This window comes from Mesorhizobium montanum, from assembly GCF_033977145.1.
Classification (GTDB): Bacteria; Pseudomonadota; Alphaproteobacteria; order Rhizobiales; family Rhizobiaceae; genus Mesorhizobium; species Mesorhizobium montanum.
In genome coordinates this window covers 81,735-101,997 of record NZ_JAVIJF010000013.1, presented here as the reverse complement: position 1 = coordinate 101,997, position 20,263 = coordinate 81,735, and the positions used below count along the sequence as shown (strand labels likewise).

The 20,263-nt window shown below is 63.5% G+C and carries 19 protein-coding genes and 1 tRNA gene; 9 read left to right on the top strand and 11 right to left on the bottom strand.

The window, feature by feature from the left end; genetic code table 11:
• Positions 1-93: 93 nt before the first annotated feature.
• On the bottom strand, positions 94-1,410 hold the full coding sequence (locus RFM68_RS18670; RefSeq protein WP_320234475.1) for an ABC transporter substrate-binding protein: 1,317 nt from the start codon (positions 1,408-1,410) through the stop codon (positions 94-96).
• A 166-nt stretch (positions 1,411-1,576) separates the two neighbouring features.
• Between RFM68_RS18670 and RFM68_RS18665 the strand changes: the two genes are divergently transcribed.
• Both RFM68_RS18665 and RFM68_RS18660 read left to right on the top strand, forming a co-directional pair.
• The gene (locus RFM68_RS18665; RefSeq protein WP_320234474.1) at positions 1,577-2,365 is read left to right on the top strand and encodes an IclR family transcriptional regulator; all 789 of its coding nucleotides are present in this window, start codon (positions 1,577-1,579) and stop codon (positions 2,363-2,365) included.
• A gap of 168 nt (positions 2,366-2,533) precedes the next feature.
• Complete coding sequence (locus tag RFM68_RS18660) at positions 2,534-3,370, top strand: amidohydrolase family protein (protein ID WP_320234473.1); 837 nt, start codon at positions 2,534-2,536, stop codon at positions 3,368-3,370.
• A gap of 159 nt (positions 3,371-3,529) precedes the next feature.
• Here the strand turns inward: RFM68_RS18660 and RFM68_RS18655 are convergent, their stop codons facing one another.
• The 3 genes from RFM68_RS18655 to RFM68_RS18645 are packed head-to-tail and all read right to left on the bottom strand — an operon-like array spanning position 3,530 to position 6,387.
• Complete coding sequence (locus tag RFM68_RS18655) at positions 3,530-4,657, bottom strand: extracellular solute-binding protein (protein ID WP_320234569.1); 1,128 nt, start codon at positions 4,655-4,657, stop codon at positions 3,530-3,532.
• Between the two features lie 14 nt (positions 4,658-4,671).
• Positions 4,672-5,832, bottom strand: coding sequence for a CaiB/BaiF CoA transferase family protein (locus RFM68_RS18650; protein WP_320234472.1), 1,161 nt, complete (start codon positions 5,830-5,832; stop codon positions 4,672-4,674).
• Positions 5,833-5,835: 3 nt separating this feature from the next.
• Complete coding sequence (locus RFM68_RS18645) at positions 5,836-6,387, bottom strand: MaoC family dehydratase (protein ID WP_320234471.1); 552 nt, start codon at positions 6,385-6,387, stop codon at positions 5,836-5,838.
• A gap of 130 nt (positions 6,388-6,517) precedes the next feature.
• Between RFM68_RS18645 and RFM68_RS18640 the strand changes: the two genes are divergently transcribed.
• The gene (locus RFM68_RS18640) at positions 6,518-6,889 is read left to right on the top strand and encodes a hypothetical protein (RefSeq protein ID WP_320234470.1); all 372 of its coding nucleotides are present in this window, start codon (positions 6,518-6,520) and stop codon (positions 6,887-6,889) included.
• 52 nt (positions 6,890-6,941) lie between these two features.
• Here the strand turns inward: RFM68_RS18640 and RFM68_RS18635 are convergent, their stop codons facing one another.
• On the bottom strand, positions 6,942-7,424 hold the full coding sequence (locus tag RFM68_RS18635) for a hypothetical protein (RefSeq protein ID WP_320234469.1): 483 nt from the start codon (positions 7,422-7,424) through the stop codon (positions 6,942-6,944).
• A gap of 805 nt (positions 7,425-8,229) precedes the next feature.
• On the opposite strand from RFM68_RS18635, the gene RFM68_RS18630 reads away from it, so the two are divergent.
• Positions 8,230-8,730: a DUF6496 domain-containing protein gene (locus RFM68_RS18630; protein ID WP_320234468.1), complete on the top strand. Its 501-nt coding sequence runs from the start codon at positions 8,230-8,232 to the stop codon at positions 8,728-8,730.
• Between the two features lie 276 nt (positions 8,731-9,006).
• Here the strand turns inward: RFM68_RS18630 and RFM68_RS18625 are convergent.
• Both RFM68_RS18625 and RFM68_RS18620 read right to left on the bottom strand, forming a co-directional pair.
• Positions 9,007-9,082, bottom strand: a tRNA-Ala gene (locus RFM68_RS18625).
• Between the two features lie 164 nt (positions 9,083-9,246).
• A complete protein-coding gene (locus RFM68_RS18620) occupies positions 9,247-9,645 on the bottom strand; it encodes a TIGR02300 family protein (RefSeq protein WP_320234467.1) in 399 nt (132 codons plus the stop codon).
• Between the two features lie 195 nt (positions 9,646-9,840).
• Here RFM68_RS18620 and aroA point away from each other — a divergent pair, with 195 nt between their 5' ends.
• The 3 genes from aroA to rpsA all read left to right on the top strand — a co-directional run bounded on the left by aroA (position 9,841) and on the right by rpsA (position 14,011).
• Positions 9,841-11,199 carry a 3-phosphoshikimate 1-carboxyvinyltransferase gene (aroA, locus tag RFM68_RS18615; RefSeq protein ID WP_320234466.1) on the top strand — a complete coding sequence of 453 codons (1,359 nt, stop codon included), beginning with the start codon at positions 9,841-9,843 and terminating at the stop codon, positions 11,197-11,199.
• A gap of 257 nt (positions 11,200-11,456) precedes the next feature.
• On the top strand, positions 11,457-12,107 hold the full coding sequence (gene cmk, locus RFM68_RS18610) for a (d)CMP kinase (RefSeq protein WP_320234465.1): 651 nt from the start codon (positions 11,457-11,459) through the stop codon (positions 12,105-12,107).
• Positions 12,108-12,313: 206 nt separating this feature from the next.
• Positions 12,314-14,011, top strand: a complete 1,698-nt coding sequence (gene rpsA / locus RFM68_RS18605; protein ID WP_320234463.1) for a 30S ribosomal protein S1 — start codon at positions 12,314-12,316, stop codon at positions 14,009-14,011.
• 125 nt (positions 14,012-14,136) lie between these two features.
• Here rpsA and RFM68_RS18600 read toward each other — a convergent pair whose 3' ends face one another.
• From RFM68_RS18600 to RFM68_RS18585, 4 genes are all read right to left on the bottom strand, one after another.
• On the bottom strand, positions 14,137-14,844 hold the full coding sequence (locus tag RFM68_RS18600) for an SDR family NAD(P)-dependent oxidoreductase (RefSeq protein ID WP_320234462.1): 708 nt from the start codon (positions 14,842-14,844) through the stop codon (positions 14,137-14,139).
• Between the two features lie 200 nt (positions 14,845-15,044).
• The gene (locus tag RFM68_RS18595) at positions 15,045-16,625 is read right to left on the bottom strand and encodes a 5-guanidino-2-oxopentanoate decarboxylase (RefSeq protein ID WP_320234461.1); all 1,581 of its coding nucleotides are present in this window, start codon (positions 16,623-16,625) and stop codon (positions 15,045-15,047) included.
• 97 nt (positions 16,626-16,722) lie between these two features.
• Entirely contained in the window at positions 16,723-17,394 is a 672-nt protein-coding gene (locus RFM68_RS18590; protein WP_320234460.1) for a TetR family transcriptional regulator C-terminal domain-containing protein, read from the bottom strand.
• A complete protein-coding gene (locus tag RFM68_RS18585; RefSeq protein WP_320234459.1) occupies positions 17,364-18,236 on the bottom strand; it encodes a dimethylarginine dimethylaminohydrolase family protein in 873 nt (290 codons plus the stop codon). Before RFM68_RS18585 ends, RFM68_RS18590 begins: the two co-directional genes overlap by 31 nt.
• 210 nt (positions 18,237-18,446) lie before the next feature.
• Here RFM68_RS18585 and RFM68_RS18580 point away from each other — a divergent pair, with 210 nt between their 5' ends.
• Together RFM68_RS18580 and RFM68_RS18575 are read left to right on the top strand one after the other, a co-directional pair.
• A complete protein-coding gene (locus RFM68_RS18580; protein WP_320234458.1) occupies positions 18,447-19,262 on the top strand; it encodes an ABC transporter ATP-binding protein in 816 nt (271 codons plus the stop codon).
• A 56-nt stretch (positions 19,263-19,318) separates the two neighbouring features.
• Entirely contained in the window at positions 19,319-20,116 is a 798-nt protein-coding gene (locus RFM68_RS18575) for a transporter substrate-binding domain-containing protein (RefSeq protein WP_320234457.1), read from the top strand.
• The last annotated feature ends 147 nt before the right edge of the window (positions 20,117-20,263 follow it).

Sequence of the window (20,263 nt, the reverse complement as noted above, 5' to 3'; positions counted from 1 at the left end):
AAGACCCGGCCGGAAAACGGAAAGGTCCGTGCCTGCAAGACGCGGTCGCCTCCCCCATCCGCGATGGGGAAGGCGGCGTTGGCAACAATGTCTCTAGAGCTTGCCGGCGTCCTGGAGGATCTGCGTCGCCTTGGCGGCCGCTTCGTCCAGGGCCTGCTTGGAGGTCTTGTCGCCGAGAATCGCAGCCTGCAGTTCGGGGTAGACGGCGTTCGATATTTCGATCCACTCAGGCGTCTGCGGCACGGCGAAGGCGTGCTTGGCCTCCTCCTGGAAGGCGGCGAGAACCTCCTTTTTGTAAGGATCGTTTTCGGCCTGCTTAAGGTCCCAGTCCCAGACCGCGGTGCGGGTCGGCAGCGGGCCGGCGGCGGCTTCCAGCTTCTGGCTGTCCTCATTGGTCAGCCACCAGACCAGGGAGGCGGCGGCCTCCTTGTTGGCGCAGTTCTCGGTCACCGAAAAGCCGTGGAATCCTGACCAGCCGGTGCGGGCGCCCGACGAGCCTTTCGGCGCAACCTTGACGCCAACATTGCCGGCGACCTTCGACGATTTCGGATCATTGAAGAAACCGGCCCAGCCCGGCCAGTCGAGGTTGATCGCCACGGTGCCGGAGGCAAAGCCCTGGCCGAGATCGTCCCAGAGGTAGTTGGTCGTGCCGGCCGGCACGGCCTTGGCCTTGTAGAGGTTGACGAACCAGTCGAGCGCGCGGATACCGGCCTCGGAGTTGAAGACGGGCTTGCCGTCCTTGTCGAGATATTCGCCGCCCTCGGCGACCACCATCTCGTAGAAGCGGCCGTTGATCGCCTCTTCCTTGCCGGCGAACTGGGTGCCGTAGAAATTGGGCGGGTTGGCGAAGAACTCGGCCTGGTCGGTGACTTCCTTCCAGGTGTCCGGCGGCACAAGGTCGTAGCCATATTTGGCCTTGAACCTGGTCTTGTTGTCGGCGTTCTCGTAGAGGCTCTTCTGGTAGTAAAGCGCCGAGACGTCGAACTGCGCGCGCGGCAGCATTTCCAGCTTGCCGTCGATGGTCGCGGCCTTGATCGTCGACGGCACGAAAGCGTCGATCTCTTCCTTCGGCAGCAACTTGCCGAGGTCGGTATAAAGGCCCGTATACTGCGGCGCGAAGGACGAATGGTTCCAACCGACGCACCAGTTGGTGCTGCCCGAGGCAATGTCGGACTTCAGTTCCTTGTCGATGTCGAAGCCGTTCTTCTTGGTCAGGATGTTGACCTTGGCGCCGGTCGCCTTCTCCCATTCGGGGATGCGCTCGTAGAGCTTTTCATATTGCTGGCCGCCGATCAGCTTCACGTCGATCGTCACGCCAGGAAATTTGCCGGGCAGATCGGCCGAAAAAGCCGCGCCACTCAGCATCAGTCCGGCCAGGCCGGTGGAAACGGCCAGAAGCAGTCTCGTCATGTTCTCCTCCCAAGCGCCTGCGGCGACGGCTCGCAGGATGCGGAGCCGCGCCGATCAGGCTTCATTCATATGCAAATAGCATTTTCATTCCCGGGTCAAGCCGATTGTGCTTCCAGTGGAATGAAGTTTATGCATATATGCAGGTCGAAATTCACTGGAGGGGCTGGTGGCAGAGGAAGAAGACGGGGACCGCTACCGCGCGCCGGCGCTGGACAAGGGGCTGGATATCCTCGAGCTCTTGTCCAGCGTTGACGGCGGGCTGACGCAGGCCGAGATCGCCAAGCGGCTCGACCGCAGCCCTAACGAGTTCTACCGGATGCTCGACCGCCTGGTGCGGCGCGGCTATGTCACCAAGATCGACGGCGACCGCTATTCGCTGACGCTCAAGCTCTTCGGCCTCGCGCAATTGCACGCGCCTGTGCGCCGGCTGGTGTCGTACGCGACGCCGATCATGCGCGAGCTTGCCGAGACGTCATGGCAGGCCAACCAATTGGTGGTCTTCGACCGCGGCGCCGCCGTGGTTATCGCCCAGCAGGAAGCGCCGCGCTATTGGGGCATCTCGATCCGCGTCGGCTCGCATATCAGCCTGTTCGATACCGGCTCCGGCCATGTGCTGCTTGCCTTCCGCTCGCCTGAAGAGCGCAAGATGATGATCGCCGAGCATCTGCAGAGCACCGAGCAGCTCAACCTGACACCGGAGTTCTTCGCCCGCCTCGACCAGGTCCGCGACCGCGGCTACGAGATGATGGCATCGTTGCAGACCGCCGGCGTCTACAATCTTTCGACGCCGGTGCTCGGACCGGACGGCAGAGCCATCGCGGCGCTGACCATTCCCTACATCACTCTCGTCAATGCGCCCACGGCGCCGGACATCACGCTGACGATTCGGCACTTGCAGGACGCAGCGGCAAGGCTCTCCCAGCTTGCGGGGTCCGATGTGGCGCAATCGTCGTAATTTCTTATTTGAATAATGGATTTTTCGGCGGGATAGTGCCTTAGAGCGGGATGAATTCAAAAGCAGCCGGCCATCCCGCTCCAAGGCTTTTGTTTTTGGAGCATGATCTTATCCGAGAAGTCTGCAACTTTTCGGGATCATTCTCCGGGCCACGGAGGAGACGCCGCCATGATCATCGACACGCATCTGCACCTCATCGACCAGAGCGCGCTTCGCTATCCATGGCTTGCCGGTGTGCCGGCGCTCAACCGCGATTTCTCCTATGACGAATATGCCGCCGATGCGCGGCGCTCAGGCATCGATGGCGTCCTGCATATGGAGGTCGATGTGGACCCCGCCGACATCGCCACCGAGACCGCTTATGTGAAGTCTCTCGCCGGCCGGGCGGGTAGTCTGCTTCGAGGCGCAATCGCATCCTGCCGTCCCGAAGAGGCCGGTTTCGAAGCCTATCTGGAGACGGTCAAGGCCGACCCGTTCGTCAGGGGTTTCCGCCGCGTGCTGCATGTCGTGCCCGACGATCTTTCGGAAGGCGCGCTGTTTCGCCAGAACCTCAAGCGGCTGGCAGGCACCGGCCTGACCTTCGACCTGGTGGTACTGCCGCATCAGATCCCGAAGGCGATGGCGCTCGCCGACCTCGCGCCCGACGTCCAGTTCGTCCTCGATCATTGCGGCGTGCCCGACATCAAGGGCAATGCCGAGCATCCGTGGCGTGAACATATGGAAGCCATCGCCAAGCGACCAAACGTCACGGCCAAGATTTCCGGCGTCGTCGCCTATGCCGACCCGGCAACCTGGACGGTCGATGCGCTCAGGCCCTATGTCGAACACACGATCCGGTGCTTCGGCTGGGACCGGGTGATCTGGGGCAGCGATTGGCCGGTCTGCACGCTGGGCGGTGGGCTGACGACCTGGATCGCTGCCACGCACGCTTTGCTCGCGGGCGCAAGCGAATCGGAGCGAGCGCGCCTGCTCTCGGACAATGCACGCCGGCTCTGGCGGCTGTAGGGCGTGATCCCGAAAAGTGCCGCTTCAGCTCCTGGTGACCGACACGCGCCGCGGATTTTCACTTCGGCGGCATGAGCGACGAACGGACCCGGCCATGGCCGTTGCGGCGAGCAGGCCGCGTATCAGGCCGGTCATTTTTCCTCGCTTGGTGCACCATAACTAGCCGGCGGCGGTCGGCGCCAAACTCTCCTGGAACAGGCGGTTGATGTCGGCGACGACGCGGCGGGCGTCCTGCCTGCCGGCAAGGCCTTCATTGATGCGGTCGGAAGCCTGCTGCTGGAACGCCATGTAGCCGTCATGGCGCGGGCGGACCCAGGCGCCTTCGAGCGTCGCGCGCGTGGCGCGATAGAAGTTGCCGGTCGCGGCGTTGACATCATCATCTTCCCAGGCCGCGGCATGGCCGGGCTGGCCGCCGGCGGCCGCGTAGGGCCCGCGCTGCACGTCGCCGCTGGCGATCCAATAGGCGAAGTCGATTGCCGCTTCGCGAGCAGCGGAAAAGGCGGAGACGGCAATGCCGGTTCCGCCAAGCGCAGAGCCGACCGGGTCGTTGTAGCCGACGACCGGCATGTCGGCAAAGCCAAGACGACGCGGCCGGAAATCTTCGACAGCATAGGGAACATAGCCGTAGATCAGCGGCGCGCAGGCAATGCGCGAGCCGGCCTCTGCCATCTTTTCGAACACCGCGATCGGATCCATCGCCAGGCATGCTGGGTCGACAAGCGCCGCGATCTCGCGCAGCATTTCGAAGGCGGTTTCGCCGGTCTCGCCATCGACAAGGTCGGCCGAACCGTCGACCGTGCATGGCCGGCCGAGATCGGCGGCAACGGTGTAGAAGCACATCAGCGAGTGTGGCGGCCTGAGCGGCAAGAGCACGCGGCCCTGCTCGGCAAGTGCCAGCACTTCGGTCCAGATTGTCGGCGCGGCTTCAATCAAATCCGGCCGCCAGGCCTGAACCTGGGTCGCGGCATCGATCGGGAACGCCCATTGCCGGCCCTGCCAGGTGTAGCTCGGATAGGACTGGCCGACGCTTGCCCTCGCAAGCGCTTCGCGTTCCGCCTCGCGTCCAGGCACATCGAGCGGCGCAAGACACTTTTCGGCGGTGATCTGGCCGACGTGCGGATGGTCGATGACGATCAGGTCATAGGCGCGGGCCAGTTCTTCGACAGGGAAGGATTCGAAATCCTGCAGCGAGCGTTTTTCCCACTCGACCGAAACGCCGGTCTTTCCTTTCCAAAGTGCCGAGCACGCCACCATCGGGTCGTAACCGCGCGGATGGCTCCAGGTCATGCCTTTCAGCCGGATCACAGGCCGAACTCCGCGCGGATTTTTTCGCTGTGCTCGCCGATGCGCGGTGCGGCCCGGTCCACCTTGGCGCGAGCGCCGTCGACGCGCAGCGGCGAGCGCGTGGTGAGGATCGAGACATCGTCCTCGCGCGTCACGGTCTGCAGCATGTCGAGCGTCTTGAAGCCATCGCTTTCCATCATTTCCGGCCAGGTCAGCACCTTGGCACACCAGACATCGGCGGGCTCGAGGATCGCCAGCCATTCGCCGATGGTCTTTTCTCCGATGCGTCTGGCGATGATCGCCTTGATCTCGTCGCGGGCGGAGAACCAAGTCGCCGGCTTGTCGCGGAACGGATCAAGCTCAGGCAATTCGAGCAAATCGGCAATTTTCGGGATCGGCGTCATGGCGATCGCCAGGTAGCCGTCCTTCGCCGGATAGACGCCGTAAGGCGCCGAGAGATAGGCGTGGGCGCTGCGGAACGACGAGCGCTTCGGCAGGCGGCGGCCATCGTTGAGATGCGTGGTCAGCACCTCGAACTGGAAATCGATCAGCGCCTCTAGGAGGCTGGTTTCGATATGGCCGCCCTGGCCGGTGATGCCGCGCCGCACCAGCTTGGCGAGGATGCCTTGCGCGCAGGCGGCGCCCGCCAGCATGTCGGCGATCGCCAGGCCGAACGGCATCGGCCCCTGCTCCTCGTCGCCGTTCAGCCACATCACGCCGGAACGAGCCTGGGCGAGCAGATCCTGTCCCGGCCGCCTCACCCAGGGGCCTTCCTCGCCATAGCCGCTGATCGAGGCATAGACGAGCCGGGGATTGATCGTCCTGACATGTTCATAGTCGAGGCCGAGCCGTTCGATGACGCCCGGCCTGAAGTTCTGGATCAGCACGTCGGCTTTGGCAATCAGCCCGCGCAGCATGGCAAGATCGGCGTCGTTCTTGAGGTCGACGGCCAGGCTCTCCTTGCCGCGGTTGATGGCGTGGAAAATGGTCGAATCGCCGCCGATCTCGGTATCGCTGAGATAAAGCCGGCGCGACAGGTCGCCGCCGTCGGGCCGCTCGACCTTGATGACGCGCGCGCCAAGGTCGAGCAGGCGGAGCGAACAGTAAGGGCCCGACAGGAACTGGCTCATGTCGATGACGACGAGGCCGGCCAGCGGAAGTTCGGCGTCAGCGGCCACGGTTCACTTCTCTGTCTTGCCGACGAAGTCGGCCGGGTTCTTGTATTTCACCGTCTGCAGATGCTCGCAGTAGAGCACCAGCTCTCCTTCACCCTTGAAGACTTCATAGCTGGCGCGGATCAGGCCCATGTCCTGGTAGCGCGGCTTTTTGTCGAGGTTGGTGCGGATCGAATAGATGGTGTCGCCGATGAAAACGGGCTTGATGAAGCGCAGCTTGTCGTAGCCGTAGGAAAAGGCGTTGAGGCAGTTGGTGGCGACGAGGCCGAGCCCGGCCGAAAAGACGAAGGCGCCGGCCACCAGCCGCCGGCCAAAGATGCCTTCCTTCTCGGCGAACATCTGGTCCTGCACGTAGGGGTGGATATCCAGCACCAGCGCATTGAACATATGGCTTTCGCCCTCGGCGATGGTGCGGCGGAGCGAACGGATTTTGTGGCCGACCTGCCAATCCTCGTAGAACCAGTTTTCCGAATTCCAGACAGGAATTTCGGCATGCGCTTGCGGCATGTCGGCCGGATGCGTCGAAGCGACGCCGACAGTCGGTGCGAACACGCTCATGCCGCGCTCCGGGAGGTTCCGGCGCGGCCTTCAAGGCGGTTACGGGCACGATGCCGTATAGCGAAACGCATATCGCTTTTGCTCCCGTCAATTTTCTTTTGTAAATAATATTTTCACATATGGGATTGCCTTGCAAGCGACGATCGGCGAAATTTTTGACCGCCGGCACGAGCGCAGCAGCGCCGGCGATAGGACGAAGATCGTTGCAAAGCGCTGTCTTGGCTTTGTCGGCAGACTCAACCGCGAGGCGGCGGCGCGCAACCTCGCGCTCAGTCCCTTCCAGCCGGCACCTGTTTTCAGCCAACCAGAACGCCGACCGCATCTCGATATCTTCACGCGTGACGAAGCCAGCGTCCGGTTGATCGACAACTGGCCACGCCATCGAGATCGGAACGCCGATATGCGTACGGATCACGCGGGACCCCGCTTTAACCTCAGAGCAATTCCAGGAAAAGTGTCACACGGCTTTCCGTCCGGAATTGCGGACAAAACAAAGAGATAGAGCGGTTCGCCGTTTCTGTGAAACGGTGAAACGCTCTAGCGGCTGGCTTTGCTCATTGACTGACCCGGGCGAACGAACCGGTATAGGTCTGCCCCGCCAGAGCGTAGGCAACGTTGAGCGTTTCTGGCGACAGCATCGTGGCGGTGATGTCCGCGCCGTTCGGCAGGCGACCGAGCTTCAATGTGTTGCCGACAATCCGGCCGGAGCCGTCGGCGACCCCTGGCTTGTTGTCGGCCAGATCGCCCCATGCATAGCTGACCGTCACCTGCCCGCCTGAAGACACGGTCAGAACCGCCAGCTTGCCGTCATACATGCCATTGAGTTGCCCTGCCCATATGCCGGAGAATGCGGCGTATCTGGCCGGAACGCCTTTGGCGGGTGGGACGATCGCAGCCGCCTTATCCAGCACCGCCGAATTCGACGGAGCAGGAGCGGAAGCGGCAGTGGCGGCCGGAGCTGGTTGGGGATTGGCAACAGGCGATGTCTCAGGAGTCGATTGGCAGGCGGTGAGCGCAAATGCCGTGAAGCCAAGCATCGGCAAGAGACCGTTTGGTCGACCACGCAATCCGGATCGAAGCCGTCTCCGCGCCAGATTCCCACCCAAAGCCGGAATTCTCATGAGGATCCCCCTGACAGGAAGCCCTTAGCCTAGTTGCAGTCGCCGTCATAGGGATTTCCTCGGGCGCGTTCCGGGCATCGGGCGACAGCGCCAAATCACGCGCTTGCACCACCTGCCGGATTTGTACCGGCCGGCGAGATCCGCTGCCTTGCAAGAAGGATACTTTGCTATTGGGCCGGTGGACCGCCAGGGATTAGCAGAAAGCCCGACTCGCTGGCTGAATACCACAAATCCAGATACAGCAGCGCCAGCAGTATCACGACAATCGCAGCAATCCGGACCAGAGCGCGCATGACGTTGTTACCTGTTGGCTAGGTACCTTCTCGGCTCAATATATCGAAAACGTGAGCAGCGACCGCGAACATGATGCAGTTCCGCATCTGCGAGGCGGCTCCATCCTCGATTGCTCCTGCGCCGGCTACGGAACCTTCATGGTGCGAACATCGAGGCTCCTTCCCGGGGCGATGAAGCTGGAACTCCCGTCGGCGCCCTGCGTTCCAAAAGAAACGGCAGCGAGCAGAGCGAGTTCATGAACATCCTTCAAGATCGCGACAAGAGCACGGAGTTCGACCTTAGAAAACGGGCAGATCATTCCCGATCCGTATGGCCGAAACGGAGGTGCGAAAGCCACTGATGCGCGATCTCAAGCCGCCGGTCGCGACTTGCCGGTGCGGTCGCCGAACTCGATCACGCATCCGCGTTTTGATTGAGGAGAAAGACAATGCCAGACAAGAAAATCATCGAAAAGGCGCGCAAAGACAAGCGCGAAGGCAAGTCGGCAAGCACGCAGGCCGGTGAATTCGTTCACCAGGAAATCGACAAAGTCCGCCGCGGCGAACATGGCGCTCGCTCCACCAAGCAAGCGATCGCCATCGGCCTCTCGGAGGCGCGGCGCGCGGGCGTCGACCTGCCGCCTCCCAAAAAAGGCGGCGTGAAGGAAAGCACGCGCAAGAGCGCCGAATATGCCTACGAGTTGGGCCAGGGTGAACGAAAGCCGAAGCATCGCCCCAAGGTCTCGAAAGCGGTGTCCAAGGTGCTCGAGGACGAGCCGAAAAGCAGCGCCTCCCACAAGGCCCTGTCGCGGCAGACCAAGAGTGTTGCATCCCGCCGGACAGCCGAAGAACGGTCGGCCGCAGCCAGGAAAGCCGCGAAGACCAAAGGTCCGGCCGGGCGAGCAGAGGCAGCGCGCAAAGCCGCCAGAACGCGCGCGGAGCACGGTTAGCCGCAATTCCTGGAGGAACAAACCCGTATACGCGGCCGCTGGCGTCGGGCTTCATACCGGCAACACTATGCCTTGGATCCAATTCCAGGAAAAGTGCGAAGCGGTTTTTCCGTCCGGAATTGCGTCATGCAACGAGAGATAGAGCGGTTCGACGTTCCCGTGAAACGGTGAGCCGCTCCAGGTCTCTCGTCGAGCTTTTTCGAAACGGCGGGTTAAGCCCTGGAAAGCCGCAACTATTTCCGCTGCCAGGAAACTTGTGGCTAGAGAAGGACTGCTTGGTGGAGCCAATCGGGATCGAACCGACGACCTCTTGAATGCCATTCAAGCGCTCTCCCAACTGAGCTATGGCCCCACTCCCGGCAGTCAGCCGGCGCCGTTTCCGGCGAAGAGATCCGGAGCGGTCGGGAACCGCGCCGTCATTTAGTGCTGGCGGCTTCTAGCGCCGCCTTCGGTCAAGATCAAGCCTCGAAAAGCCGCTTTTTCGTCACAGGCCGAAATGGCCGGCAAACGATCAAATCAGACCTCGTCCTCGTCGTCGCCGACGCCGATCATGTCGGAGACGTCGTCATCCTCTTCTTCTTCGTCGGCAAGGAAGGTGTCGTCCTCGTCGTCGCCGAGATCGACATCTTCATCCTCATCGTCGCCGAGATCGGGAAGTTCGTCGCCGCCGCCCTTGGCCTCGTCATCGGCTTCCTCGAGCGAAACGACTTCAGCGCTTTCTTCCTCGTCGCTGTCCACTTCCTTGTCGGCGACCTCCTCTTCCTCTTCGACGGCGGAAATCTTGCCTTCGTCGAAATAGGAGCGCGGATAGCTCTTGCCCGTATAGGGAGAGACGATCGGGTCCTTGTTGAGATCGTAGAATTTCCGACCCGTTTCGGGGTCGATACGCTTGGTGCCAAGTTCGGTTTTTGCCACAGCAGGCCTCGTCGATAAAAGAGTGGTCCCCTTAACCGCAGTTTTGAGCGCTGTCAAAGCCAAAAGCCGGCATCGCAAAAGCCTGCGTTCGAAGGGCCGCGCCAAGGGGATGACCATTGCAGCGCGCCGTGATACGAGACCGCCGCAACATCAAGAACAGAGCCGGCCAGCCGGCGTTTCATTTGGAAGACAAGGATGTCTCACTCCGCCGCCGCCAAGCCGGCCACGGCCCGCAAATCCCCTGCCCTTGCCGGCACCGCGCGCGTGCCGGGCGACAAATCGATCTCGCACCGCTCCTTCATGTTCGGCGGCCTGGCCTCCGGCGAAACCCGCATCACCGGCCTGCTCGAAGGCGAGGATGTGATGCGCACGGGTGCGGCCATGAAAGCGATGGGCGCGCATATCGAAAAGACGGGCGCCGAATGGGTGATCCGCGGCACCGGCAACGGCGCGCTCTTGCAGCCGGAGGGTCCGCTCGATTTCGGCAATGCCGGCACCGGCTCGCGTCTCACCATGGGCCTCGTCGGCACTTATGACATGGAAACGACCTTCATCGGCGACGCCTCGCTTTCAGGCCGGCCGATGGGCCGCGTGCTCGACCCGCTGCGCCAGATGGGCGTGCAGGTGCTGAAGGCGGCACCCGGCGACCGGATGCCGATCACGCTGCGCGGCCCGAAGCATGCCGCCCCCATCACCTATCGCGTACCGATGGCGTCCGCCCAGGTGAAGTCGGCGGTGCTGCTTGCCGGCCTCAACACGCCGGGCATCACCACGGTGATCGAACCGGTGATGACGCGCGACCATACCGAAAAGATGCTGAAGGGCTTTGGCGCCAACCTGACCGTCGAGACCGATGAGCGCGGCGTGCGCCACATCTTCATAGAAGGCCAGGGCAAACTTACCGGACAGACGATCGCCGTGCCCGGCGACCCGTCCTCGGCCGGCTTCCCGCTGGTGGCAGCGCTCATCGTGCCGGGCTCGGACATCGTCATCGAGAACGTGCTGATGAACCCGACCCGCACGGGGCTGCTTCTGACGCTGCAGGAAATGGGCGGGCGCATCGACATCCTCAATCCGCGCAATGCCGGCGGCGAGGATGTGGCGGATCTGCGGGTGCGCTCCTCCGAGCTCAAGGGTGTCGTCGTGCCTCCCGAGCGGGCGCCGTCGATGATCGACGAATATCCAGTGCTGGCCGTTGCCGCCAGCTTCGCCGACGGCGAAACGTTGATGCAGGGCCTGGAGGAATTGCGCGTCAAGGAATCCGACCGCCTGGCGGCGGTGGCCACCGGTCTGAAGCTCAACGGTGTCGACTGCACCGAGGGCGAGGCCTCGCTCGCCGTGCGCGGCAAGCCGGGCGGCAAGGGGCTGGGTGGCCATCCCAACGGCCTGGATACGACCGTGCAGACCCATCTCGACCACCGCATCGCCATGAGCTTCCTCGTCATGGGGCTGGCGACGGAAAAGCCGGTGACCATCGACGACGCGAACATGATCGCGACGAGCTTTCCGGAGTTCATGGGGCTGATGATGGGCCTGGGCGCGCAGATCGAGTGAATGCTGATGGGCCGCAGCCAAACTGAAATGTTGGCGGGACAGCGCCCCTCTCTGTCCTGCCGGACATCTCCCCCACGAGGGGGGAGATCAACCCTCATTGCGGCTTTCGCCAATCGCCCACGTTGCGGAATTGAGCGAGGCGCCAAAACTGCCAATCTCCCCCCTCGTGGGGGAGATGTCCGGCAGGACAGAGAGGGGCGCGAAAGATCGCGGCGCTCGTCTTGTTCCTTGCGCCCTCTATTCATGGCGAGCAGCCAATGACCTCGACTTTCACCATCGCCATCGACGGCCCCGCCGGCGCCGGCAAAGGCACCCTCGCCCGGCGCCTGGCCGACCACTACCGGCTGAATCTGCTCGACACCGGCCTGACCTATCGCGCGGTGGCGCATAAGCTGCTGGAACTCGGCCTGCCGCTCGACAATGTCTCGGCGGCGGAAACGGCGGCGCGGCAGGTCAACCTGTCGGACCTCGACCGCACCGTGCTGTCGGCGCATGCGGTGGGCGAGGCGGCCTCGAAGGTCGCCGTCATCCCCACTGTCCGGCGCATCCTGGTCGAAAAGCAGCGGGCCTTCGCCAAGGCGCCGCCGGGCGCGGTGCTCGACGGCCGCGACATCGGCACCGTCGTGTGCCCCGACGCCGATATCAAGCTCTATGTCACGGCAAGTGCCGCGGTGCGGGCCAAGCGGCGGCTGGCGGAGATCGAGAGCATGGGCGGCAGCGCCGATTTCGCTACGATCCTCGCCGATATCGAGCGGCGCGACGAGCGCGACATGGGCAGAGCCTCCTCTCCGCTCAAGCCGGCCGCGGACGCGCACTTGCTTGATACCAGCGAAATGGCTATAGAGACCGCGTTTCTGGCGGCGATGGCGATCGTTGACGACGTTCTGGCCAAAAGAGACAAGGCCTGATCCGGGTTTTCTCCCGCGCTTGCAATTGCCGAACGCGGGAAAAATACCCATATCGGGCACGAACCAGCCTGCCAGCATTCTTTATGCGCCGGACTTGCCGCCTGAACAGCGGCCAGGGCTTTCAGCCCGGAACGCCGGCAGGCTCAACGCAACGCTAACCCACGGCGCCCGCCCCGCTTGAGATGCGGGGCATTCCAGGAGAAACAATGTCAGTAGCTAATCCGTCTCGCGACGATTTCGCGAGCATGCTCGAAGAATCGTTCACCGCCGGCCATTCCGGCGAGGGCCAGGTTGTCCGGGGCACGATCACCGCGATCGAAAAGGACATGGCCATCATCGATGTCGGCCTCAAGGTCGAAGGCCGCGTGCCGCTGAAGGAATTCGGCGCCAAGGGCAAGGAATCCGTTCTCAAGGTCGGCGACACCGTCGAAGTCTATGTCGAGCGCATCGAGAACGCGCTTGGCGAAGCCATGCTGTCGCGCGAGAAGGCTCGCCGCGAAGAGAGCTGGGTCCGTCTCGAAGAGAAGTTCACCAAGGGTGAGCGCGTCGAGGGCGTCATCTTCAACCAGGTCAAGGGCGGCTTCACCGTCGATCTCGACGGCGCCGTGGCGTTCCTGCCGCGCAGCCAGGTCGATATCCGTCCGATCCGCGACGTCACCCCGCTGATGCACAACCCGCAGCCCTTCGAGATCCTCAAGATGGATCGCCGCCGCGGCAACATCGTGGTGTCGCGCCGCACCGTGCTCGAGGAGAGCCGCGCCGAACAGCGTTCGGAAATCGTGCAGAACCTCGAGGAAGGCCAGGTTGTCGAAGGCGTGGTCAAGAACATCACCGATTACGGTGCGTTCGTCGATCTCGGCGGCATCGACGGCCTGCTGCACGTCACCGACATGGCATGGCGCCGCGTCAACCATCCGACCGAGATCCTCAACATCGGCCAGACGGTCAAGGTGCAGATCATCCGCATCAACCAGGAAACCCACCGCATCTCGCTCGGCATGAAGCAGCTCGAGAGCGATCCGTGGTCGGATATCGGCACCAAGTTCCCGATCGGCAAGAAGATCAAGGGCACCGTCACCAACATCACCGACTACGGCGCGTTCGTCGAGCTGGAGCCGGGCATCGAGGGCCTCATCCACGTCTCTGAAATGTCGTGGACGAAGAAGAACGTGCACCCCGGCAAGATCCTGTCGACGACTCAGGAAGTCGACGTGGTGGTGCTCGAGGTCGATCCGGCCAAGCGCCGCATCTCGCTCGGCCTCAAGCAGACGCTGGAGAATCCGTGGCAGGCTTTCGCCTCGAGCCATCCGGTCGGCAGCCAGGTCGAGGGCGAGGTCAAGAACAAGACCGAGTTCGGCCTGTTCATCGGCCTGGAAGGCGACGTGGACGGCATGGTTCACCTCTCCGACCTCGACTGGACCCGTCCGGGCGAGCAGGTCATCGAAGAGTACAATCGCGGCGACATGGTCAAGGCGCAGGTGCTCGACGTCGACATCGACAAGGAGCGCATCTCGCTCGGCATCAAGCAGCTGGCCCGTGACACGGTCGGCGAAGCGGCCACCAGCGGCGAGCTGCGCAAGAACGCCGTCGTCACCTGCGAGGTCACCGGCGTGAAGGATGGCGGCCTGGACGTGCGGCTGGTCGACAGCGGCATCGAGACCTTCATCAAGCGTTCGGACCTTTCGCGCGACCGCGACGAGCAGCGCCCCGAGCGCTTCACCGTCGGCCAGAAGGTCGATGCCCGCATCATCGCCTTCGACAAGAAGACCCGCAAGCTGCAGGTCTCAATCAAGGCGCTGGAAATCGCCGAGGAAAAGGAAGCGGTCGCCCAGTACGGCTCGACCGACTCCGGCGCCTCGCTGGGCGATATCCTGGGCGCGGCGCTGAAGAAGCAGGGCAACTAGAGCATTCCAGGAAAACTGCGTAGCGTTTTCCGTCCGGAATTGCGTAAGCCCTTTCGCCTACTGAAAAAGAAAAAACCCCGCCGGAGCGATCCGGCGGGGTTTTCTTTGTGTGTTGGCTTTCTGCGTCAGGCCCGTCCGTAGAGCGGCGCCAGCGTGCCGCTCATCGCCTGGTTGGCGGGCGAAGCCAGATAGGTGATCGCCTCGGCGGCGGCTTCGAGGCTCACCCATTTGGTGAAATCGGCGTCCGGCATGTCGGCACGGTTGGCGGGCGTGTCGAGTGTCGAGGGCGCGACGGCGTTGACCAGGATGCCCTTGCCTTTCAGCTCCTCGGCCATGGCCACCGTCATTGCCGCGACCGCCGCCTTGCTTGCGGCATAGGCGACCATGCCGGAGCCGCGCCTGGGATCGAGGCCGGCGCGCGCGGTGACGTTGACGATGCGGCCGGCGGTGCCGGATTCCAGCATCGAGCGCACGGCGGCGCGGCTGCACAGGAAGGCCGTGCGGGCGTTGGTGTCCATCATTTCGGCGAAGGAAGCCGACTCGATCTTTTCGACCGGCGCCATGGTGAAGCCGCCGGCAAGGTGGATCGAGGCCCAGAGCCCGGGCACCTGATGGTAGAAGGCTTCGACCTTGGCCGAATCCGACAGGTCGACATTATGCGCCAGATGCACGCTGGCGTGGGCTGCATAAGGAAAATGCGGCGGGGCCGCCGCGTGGGCGTTTGGCACGTGGCAGATCGCGCCCTGTTCAAGCAATCTGCCGACAACCGCGCCGCCGAGCGCACCAGTGCCGCCCGTCACCACGATATGCCTGCCATTCAGCGTTTCCGTCATACTTCGACCGCTCCTGTCACTTTTTATGATTATTTCTTTTGGTTATGCCGCCGCAGGTTGGAACGTCGCGCCTTTCACCTTGTCACTCAATTGAAATATCGACATGGCAGGCGCAGCGTCTTTGCATGCGTCGGGGCCCTGGCAGGCGACGTCAATTACCGGTGCCGGCCTCGCGCCAACCAACAGTCACAGCATGTCTTTCAGTCGACGGTGATTTCGATGACGCGCGGCTTGCCGGCCGCCCGTGCGCGCTTGAGCGCCGCGGTCAGACCGCCGACCCCGGCCAGCCGCTCAGCCTCGATGCCATAGGCCTCGGCGAGCTTGCAGAAATCCGGCGGCGCCGGCGACACGCCGACCGGCTCGACGCCGACATCGAGCATCGAGGTCTCGATCTCGCGATAGCCGCGATTGTTCCAGACGACGAAGATCACCGGCGCTTCGGCATCGAGCGCGGCGCCGATTTCCGGCAAGGTGAATTGGAAGCCGCCATCGCCGGTTAGGCACACCACCGGCGCCTCCGGCACTGCAAGTGCTGCGCCGATCGCCGCCGGCGGACCGTAGCCGAGCGCGCCGAAGCCGGTCGCGGCATTGAACCAGCCGCCGGGACGGTCGTGGTCGTAATAGAGGTTGGCGGCGTAAATCGGCTGGGTCGAATCGCCGACGATGATGGCGCCCGGCAGCGCGTCGCGGATCATCTCCACGGCGCGCACCTGCGCCAGATAGTCGGGCTTCAGTTCCGCCCGCGCGGCAGCGCGCGCAGCGGCCGCGCGGCCTTCGCCGTCTTTCGCCGCAGCATGATCGGGCCCGATCGCCGCAAGCAGGGCTTCGATCCCTTCGGCGCAATCCGCCTGGATGCCGACCGTCAGCGGACGGCGCGCGATCTGGTCGGCGCCGATATCGATGCGGATCAGGTTCTTCGGCAGCACGAAGCCGCCGTCGCCATAGCCGTCATAATCGGTGGGGCCGAACTCGGTGCCGGCGGCAATCACCAGATCGGCGTCCGCCATCAGCGCGCGCACCGCCTTCAGACTGGGGCTCGCCGGCACGCAAAGTGAGTGGCCATGCAGCAGGCCACGCGCATTGGCGGTCTCGACCACGGGGGCGCCAAGCGTCTCGGCCAGGCGCCGCAACGCCGCGTCGGCCTTCTTGGCGCCGCCGCCTGACAGGATCAGCGGGCGACTAGCGGCCTTGCAAAGCCGTGCCGCCTCGGCAATCGCCGCCGCGTCCGGAGCGGGCGGCGCTGCGTTGCCCGGCACTGCCGCGATGCCGTCGGCGGGTTTGATCATGACGTCGGTGGGGATTTCGATATGGACCGGCCCCGGACGCGCCGACGAAAACAACGCGAAGGCGCGGGCAAGCGCGCCCGGCAGTTGCCCGGCCTCGATGACGCGCTCGGAAACCAACGCAACCTTTTCCATCATGCCGCGCTGGTCGGGCAACTCGTGCAGGAAGCCCAACCCCTTGCCCAGCGTATCGGTGGCGTTGACACCGGAGATGACCAGCATCGGCACCGAATCGGCGCGCGCCTGGCCCATGGCGGTGATGGTGTTGGTAAGGCCCGGCCCGGTGATGACGAAGGCGACGCCCGGCCGGCCGCCGGCGCGCGCATAGCCGTCGGCCATGAAGCCGGCGCCCTGCTCGTGGCGCGGCGTGACATGGCGGATCTTCGAGCGCGCCAGGCCGCGATAGAGCTCCACCGTATGCACGCCCGGAATGCCGAATACCGTGTCGACGCCATGCGCCTCGAGCAGGGTGATCAGCGCTTCGCCGATGGTGGTCATTGGTTTCATCTCCTTCAGAGCGGATCACTGTCTAACGGAAACAGTGATCCGCTCTATCTCTTTGTTTCTTACGCAATTCCGGACGGAAAACCGCTTCTCACTTTTCCTGGAATTGCTCTAGCGGCGCGAGGCCGAGCTCGGCCTCTACAGCCTTGATGCCAATCGCCGCCAATTCGCCGGACGAGAACATCTCGCCGGCCAGGCAGCCTTCGATCCAGAGCCCGTCGATGACCGCGTTGATCGCGATGGCATGGTGGCGCAGCTCACTCGCGTCCGCCTTGCGCTGTTCGGCGGCAAGCACTTCGGCCACAACCGCTTCCACCTCGTTGCGAAAGCCAAGGTAGCCTTCGCTGTGGGCACGGGCGAGCGTCGGATCCGCGCCGGCGCGGCCGAGGAAGGTTGCCCAGAGCGAAAACACCCGCGCGTCGATGATCGGCGCGTTGAGGTTGGCGGTGATGAAAGCCGCAAGACGTTGACGCGGCGAGGCATCTTCCATGACCAGTGCCGCTTTTGCCTGCTCGGTCATGCGGCCGACCAGCGCCGTATAGGCTTCCTGCAGCAATTCTTCCTTGCCGGGGAAATAGTGCCGGATCAGGCCGGCGGTGACGCCGGCACGCAATGCGATGGTGCGCAAGGTAGCGCCCTGCAGGCCATATTCCGCCACGCAATCCAGAGTCGCTTCGATAAGGTCCTGCCGCCGCCGCTCCTCGCCCTCGCGACGGAACTTACGGCGCGCATTCATTGGCGCAGGATCGGCCGTGTCAGGCATGTCGGCCCGCCTTCGCAGGCGATGCAGAGCGCATCCGCCTCGAATATCTCAACCGTGCAGCCGGCGGCTTCCATGGCGGCTTTGGTCTTGGGAAAGCCCGCGACGGCAATGACCTCGAGCGGACTGGTCGGCAGCACATTCAGGCTGAGGCCGTTGGAAGCGGCGAACTCCTCGGCGTCGCCTTCGACCAGCCGGATGCCGCGCGCCTTCAGCATCTGATAGAACGGGGCCGGCAAAAGCGGTGAGTAGACCAGCGCAAGGTCGTCGGCCAGCGGGCTGATCACCGACATCAGATGCAGGCATGCCTCTTCGCCCTGCCACAGCGGCAGATCGAAGCCGTAGACGGAAACGCCCAGCGGCGTCAGCAGGTTGGCAACCTGCTGGATGCCCTCCTGGTTGGAGCGCACACCGCGCCCGATCGCCAGCGTGCGGGCATCCACCCATACGCAATCACCGCCTTCGACCTGGCCGGGAGCCTCGACGCGGCCGAGGATCGGAATGCCCAGTCTTCTGTAGGTTTCCTCATGCAGCGAGGGCTCCCCGGCGCGCAACGGCTTGCCCATGGACAGGATCAGCGCGCCGCGGTCGGTCATCAGCGACGGGTCGTGCGTGAACACCGAATCCGAAAGTCCGTCGGGCTTGTCCTCGATCCATTCGATGTCGGCGCCGGAAGCCGCCACCAATTCAGCAAGGACCGCGTGCTGCGACGCTGCTTTGGCCGGGTTGAACCCCGGGCCGTAGTGCCAGGCAGCCCTGTCGGCGTCGCGCATGGCGTTGGCCGCCGACCGCATCAATACACGCCGCAGCGGCGCCGCCATGGACTGTGATCCGAAAGCGCTCATCGATGCCCTTTTAAGCTGAAAAAAATGGAGAAAATTTCATGGAAGGTTATTTATACACTTGCACAACAAGGCCGCAAGTGCCGTAATGAGCGGGATTGACGGGCTCGCGCTGTTGGGTCCATGCTGAAGTCTGGAGCGGGCAATACAGCGTATGTTGATTAGCCGGATAGACGTTCGACGATCTGCCGTCGACCACATAGAGGTCACCCGGTGAGCGCGGTGGAAGCTGCCGCAGTCCGATCGGGCGAGGCGCAAAGCGGCGCCGCCGAAGCCATCCATGTTGAAAACCTGCACAAGAAATTCGGCCAGCTGCATGTGCTGAAAGGCGTTTCGCTATCGGCGCGCGACGGCGAGGTGGTCGCCATCATCGGCGGTTCGGGTTCGGGCAAGTCGACGCTGCTGCGTTGCATCAATTGCCTGGAAAACCCGACCAGCGGCATCATCCGGGTCAATGGCGAGGAGATCAAGCTCAAGGCCGACAGCCACGGCCATACGGTTCCGGCCGACCGCAGGCAGATCGAGCGCATCCGCTCCCGGCTCGGCATGGTGTTCCAGAACTTCAACCTGTGGAGCCACATGACGTTGATCGAGAACGTCATCGAGGTTCCGGTGCATGTGCTCGGCGTCAAGCGCGACCAGGCGATCGCCCAGGCCGAGAAGCTGCTCGCCCGCGTCGGGCTGGCGGAGAAGCGCGACGTCTATCCGGCTTACCTGTCCGGCGGGCAGCAGCAACGCGCCGCGATCGCCCGGGCACTGGCGATCAATCCGCGCGTCATGCTGTTCGACGAGCCGACCTCCGCGCTCGATCCGGAATTGGTCGGCGAGGTGCTGAAAGTGATCGGCGACCTGGCGCGCGAGGGGCGCACCATGGTGCTGGTGACACATGAAATGAAGTTCGCCCGCGAGGTCGCGACGCATGTCGTCTACCTCTACAACGGGCTGGTCGAGGAGGAAGGTCCGCCGGAACAGCTGTTCGGCGCACCCAAATCCGAAAGACTCAAACAATTCCTCCGCAATGTCGGCTAGGAGCCGGCATCAAGCGGGGCGAAGACCGGGAACAACAACAAACTGGGAGTCCTGATATGAAGACTGTTCTCAAGACATTCGCGGCCGCGCTGCTTCTCGGCGTGGCAGCGATGGGTGGCGTGGCCAAGGCCGAGCAGGTCAAGATCGGCGTCGCCGCCGAGCCTTATCCGCCCTTCACCTCGCCCGATGCCAGCGGCAAATGGGTGGGCTGGGAGATCGACTTCGTCGACGCCGTCTGCGCCGAAGAGAAGCTCGACTGCGTGATCACGCCGGTTGCCTGGGACGGCATCATTCCGGCGCTGACCACCAAGAAGATCGATGCCATCGTCTCTTCGATGTCGATCACCAACGAGCGCAAGAAGACGATCGACTTTTCGGACAAGTACTACAACACCCCGACGGCGATCATCGGACCGAAGGACCAGAAGTTCGGCGCCACGCCGGACGATCTCAAGGGCAAGGTGATCGGCGTCCAGGTCTCGACCGTGCATGCCGTCTACGCCAAGAAGCATTTCACCGGCGCGCAGGAGATCAAGGAATACCAGACCCAGGATGAAGCCAACCAGGACCTGGCCGCCGGCCGTATCGACGCTGTGCAGGCCGACTCGATCGCGCTCGGCGAATTCCTGAAGTCGGACCAGGGCAAGGCCTGTTGCGACCTCAAGGGCATGGTGGCCCCGGACGACGAAGTGCTTGGACCGGGCGTCGGCGCCGGCATTCGCAAGGAAGACACCGCGCTCAAGGAAAAGTTCAACGCCGGCATCAAGGCGATCCGCGCCAACGGCAAATATGACGAGATCTCGAAGAAGTACTTCGACTTCGACATCTATGGCGGCGCCACGCAGTCGAACTGAGCCCTCTTGCAAATGAGTGAGGGCATGGCGTCCGCGCCGTGCCCGATCTTGCAACGCATACCTGCCGCTGACCTGGCTGTCGGCGGCTTGCCAGCAATCCGGGGGCGAAGCTGATCGACGCCTTTCTTCCGGCCTCCGCGGCCGGCA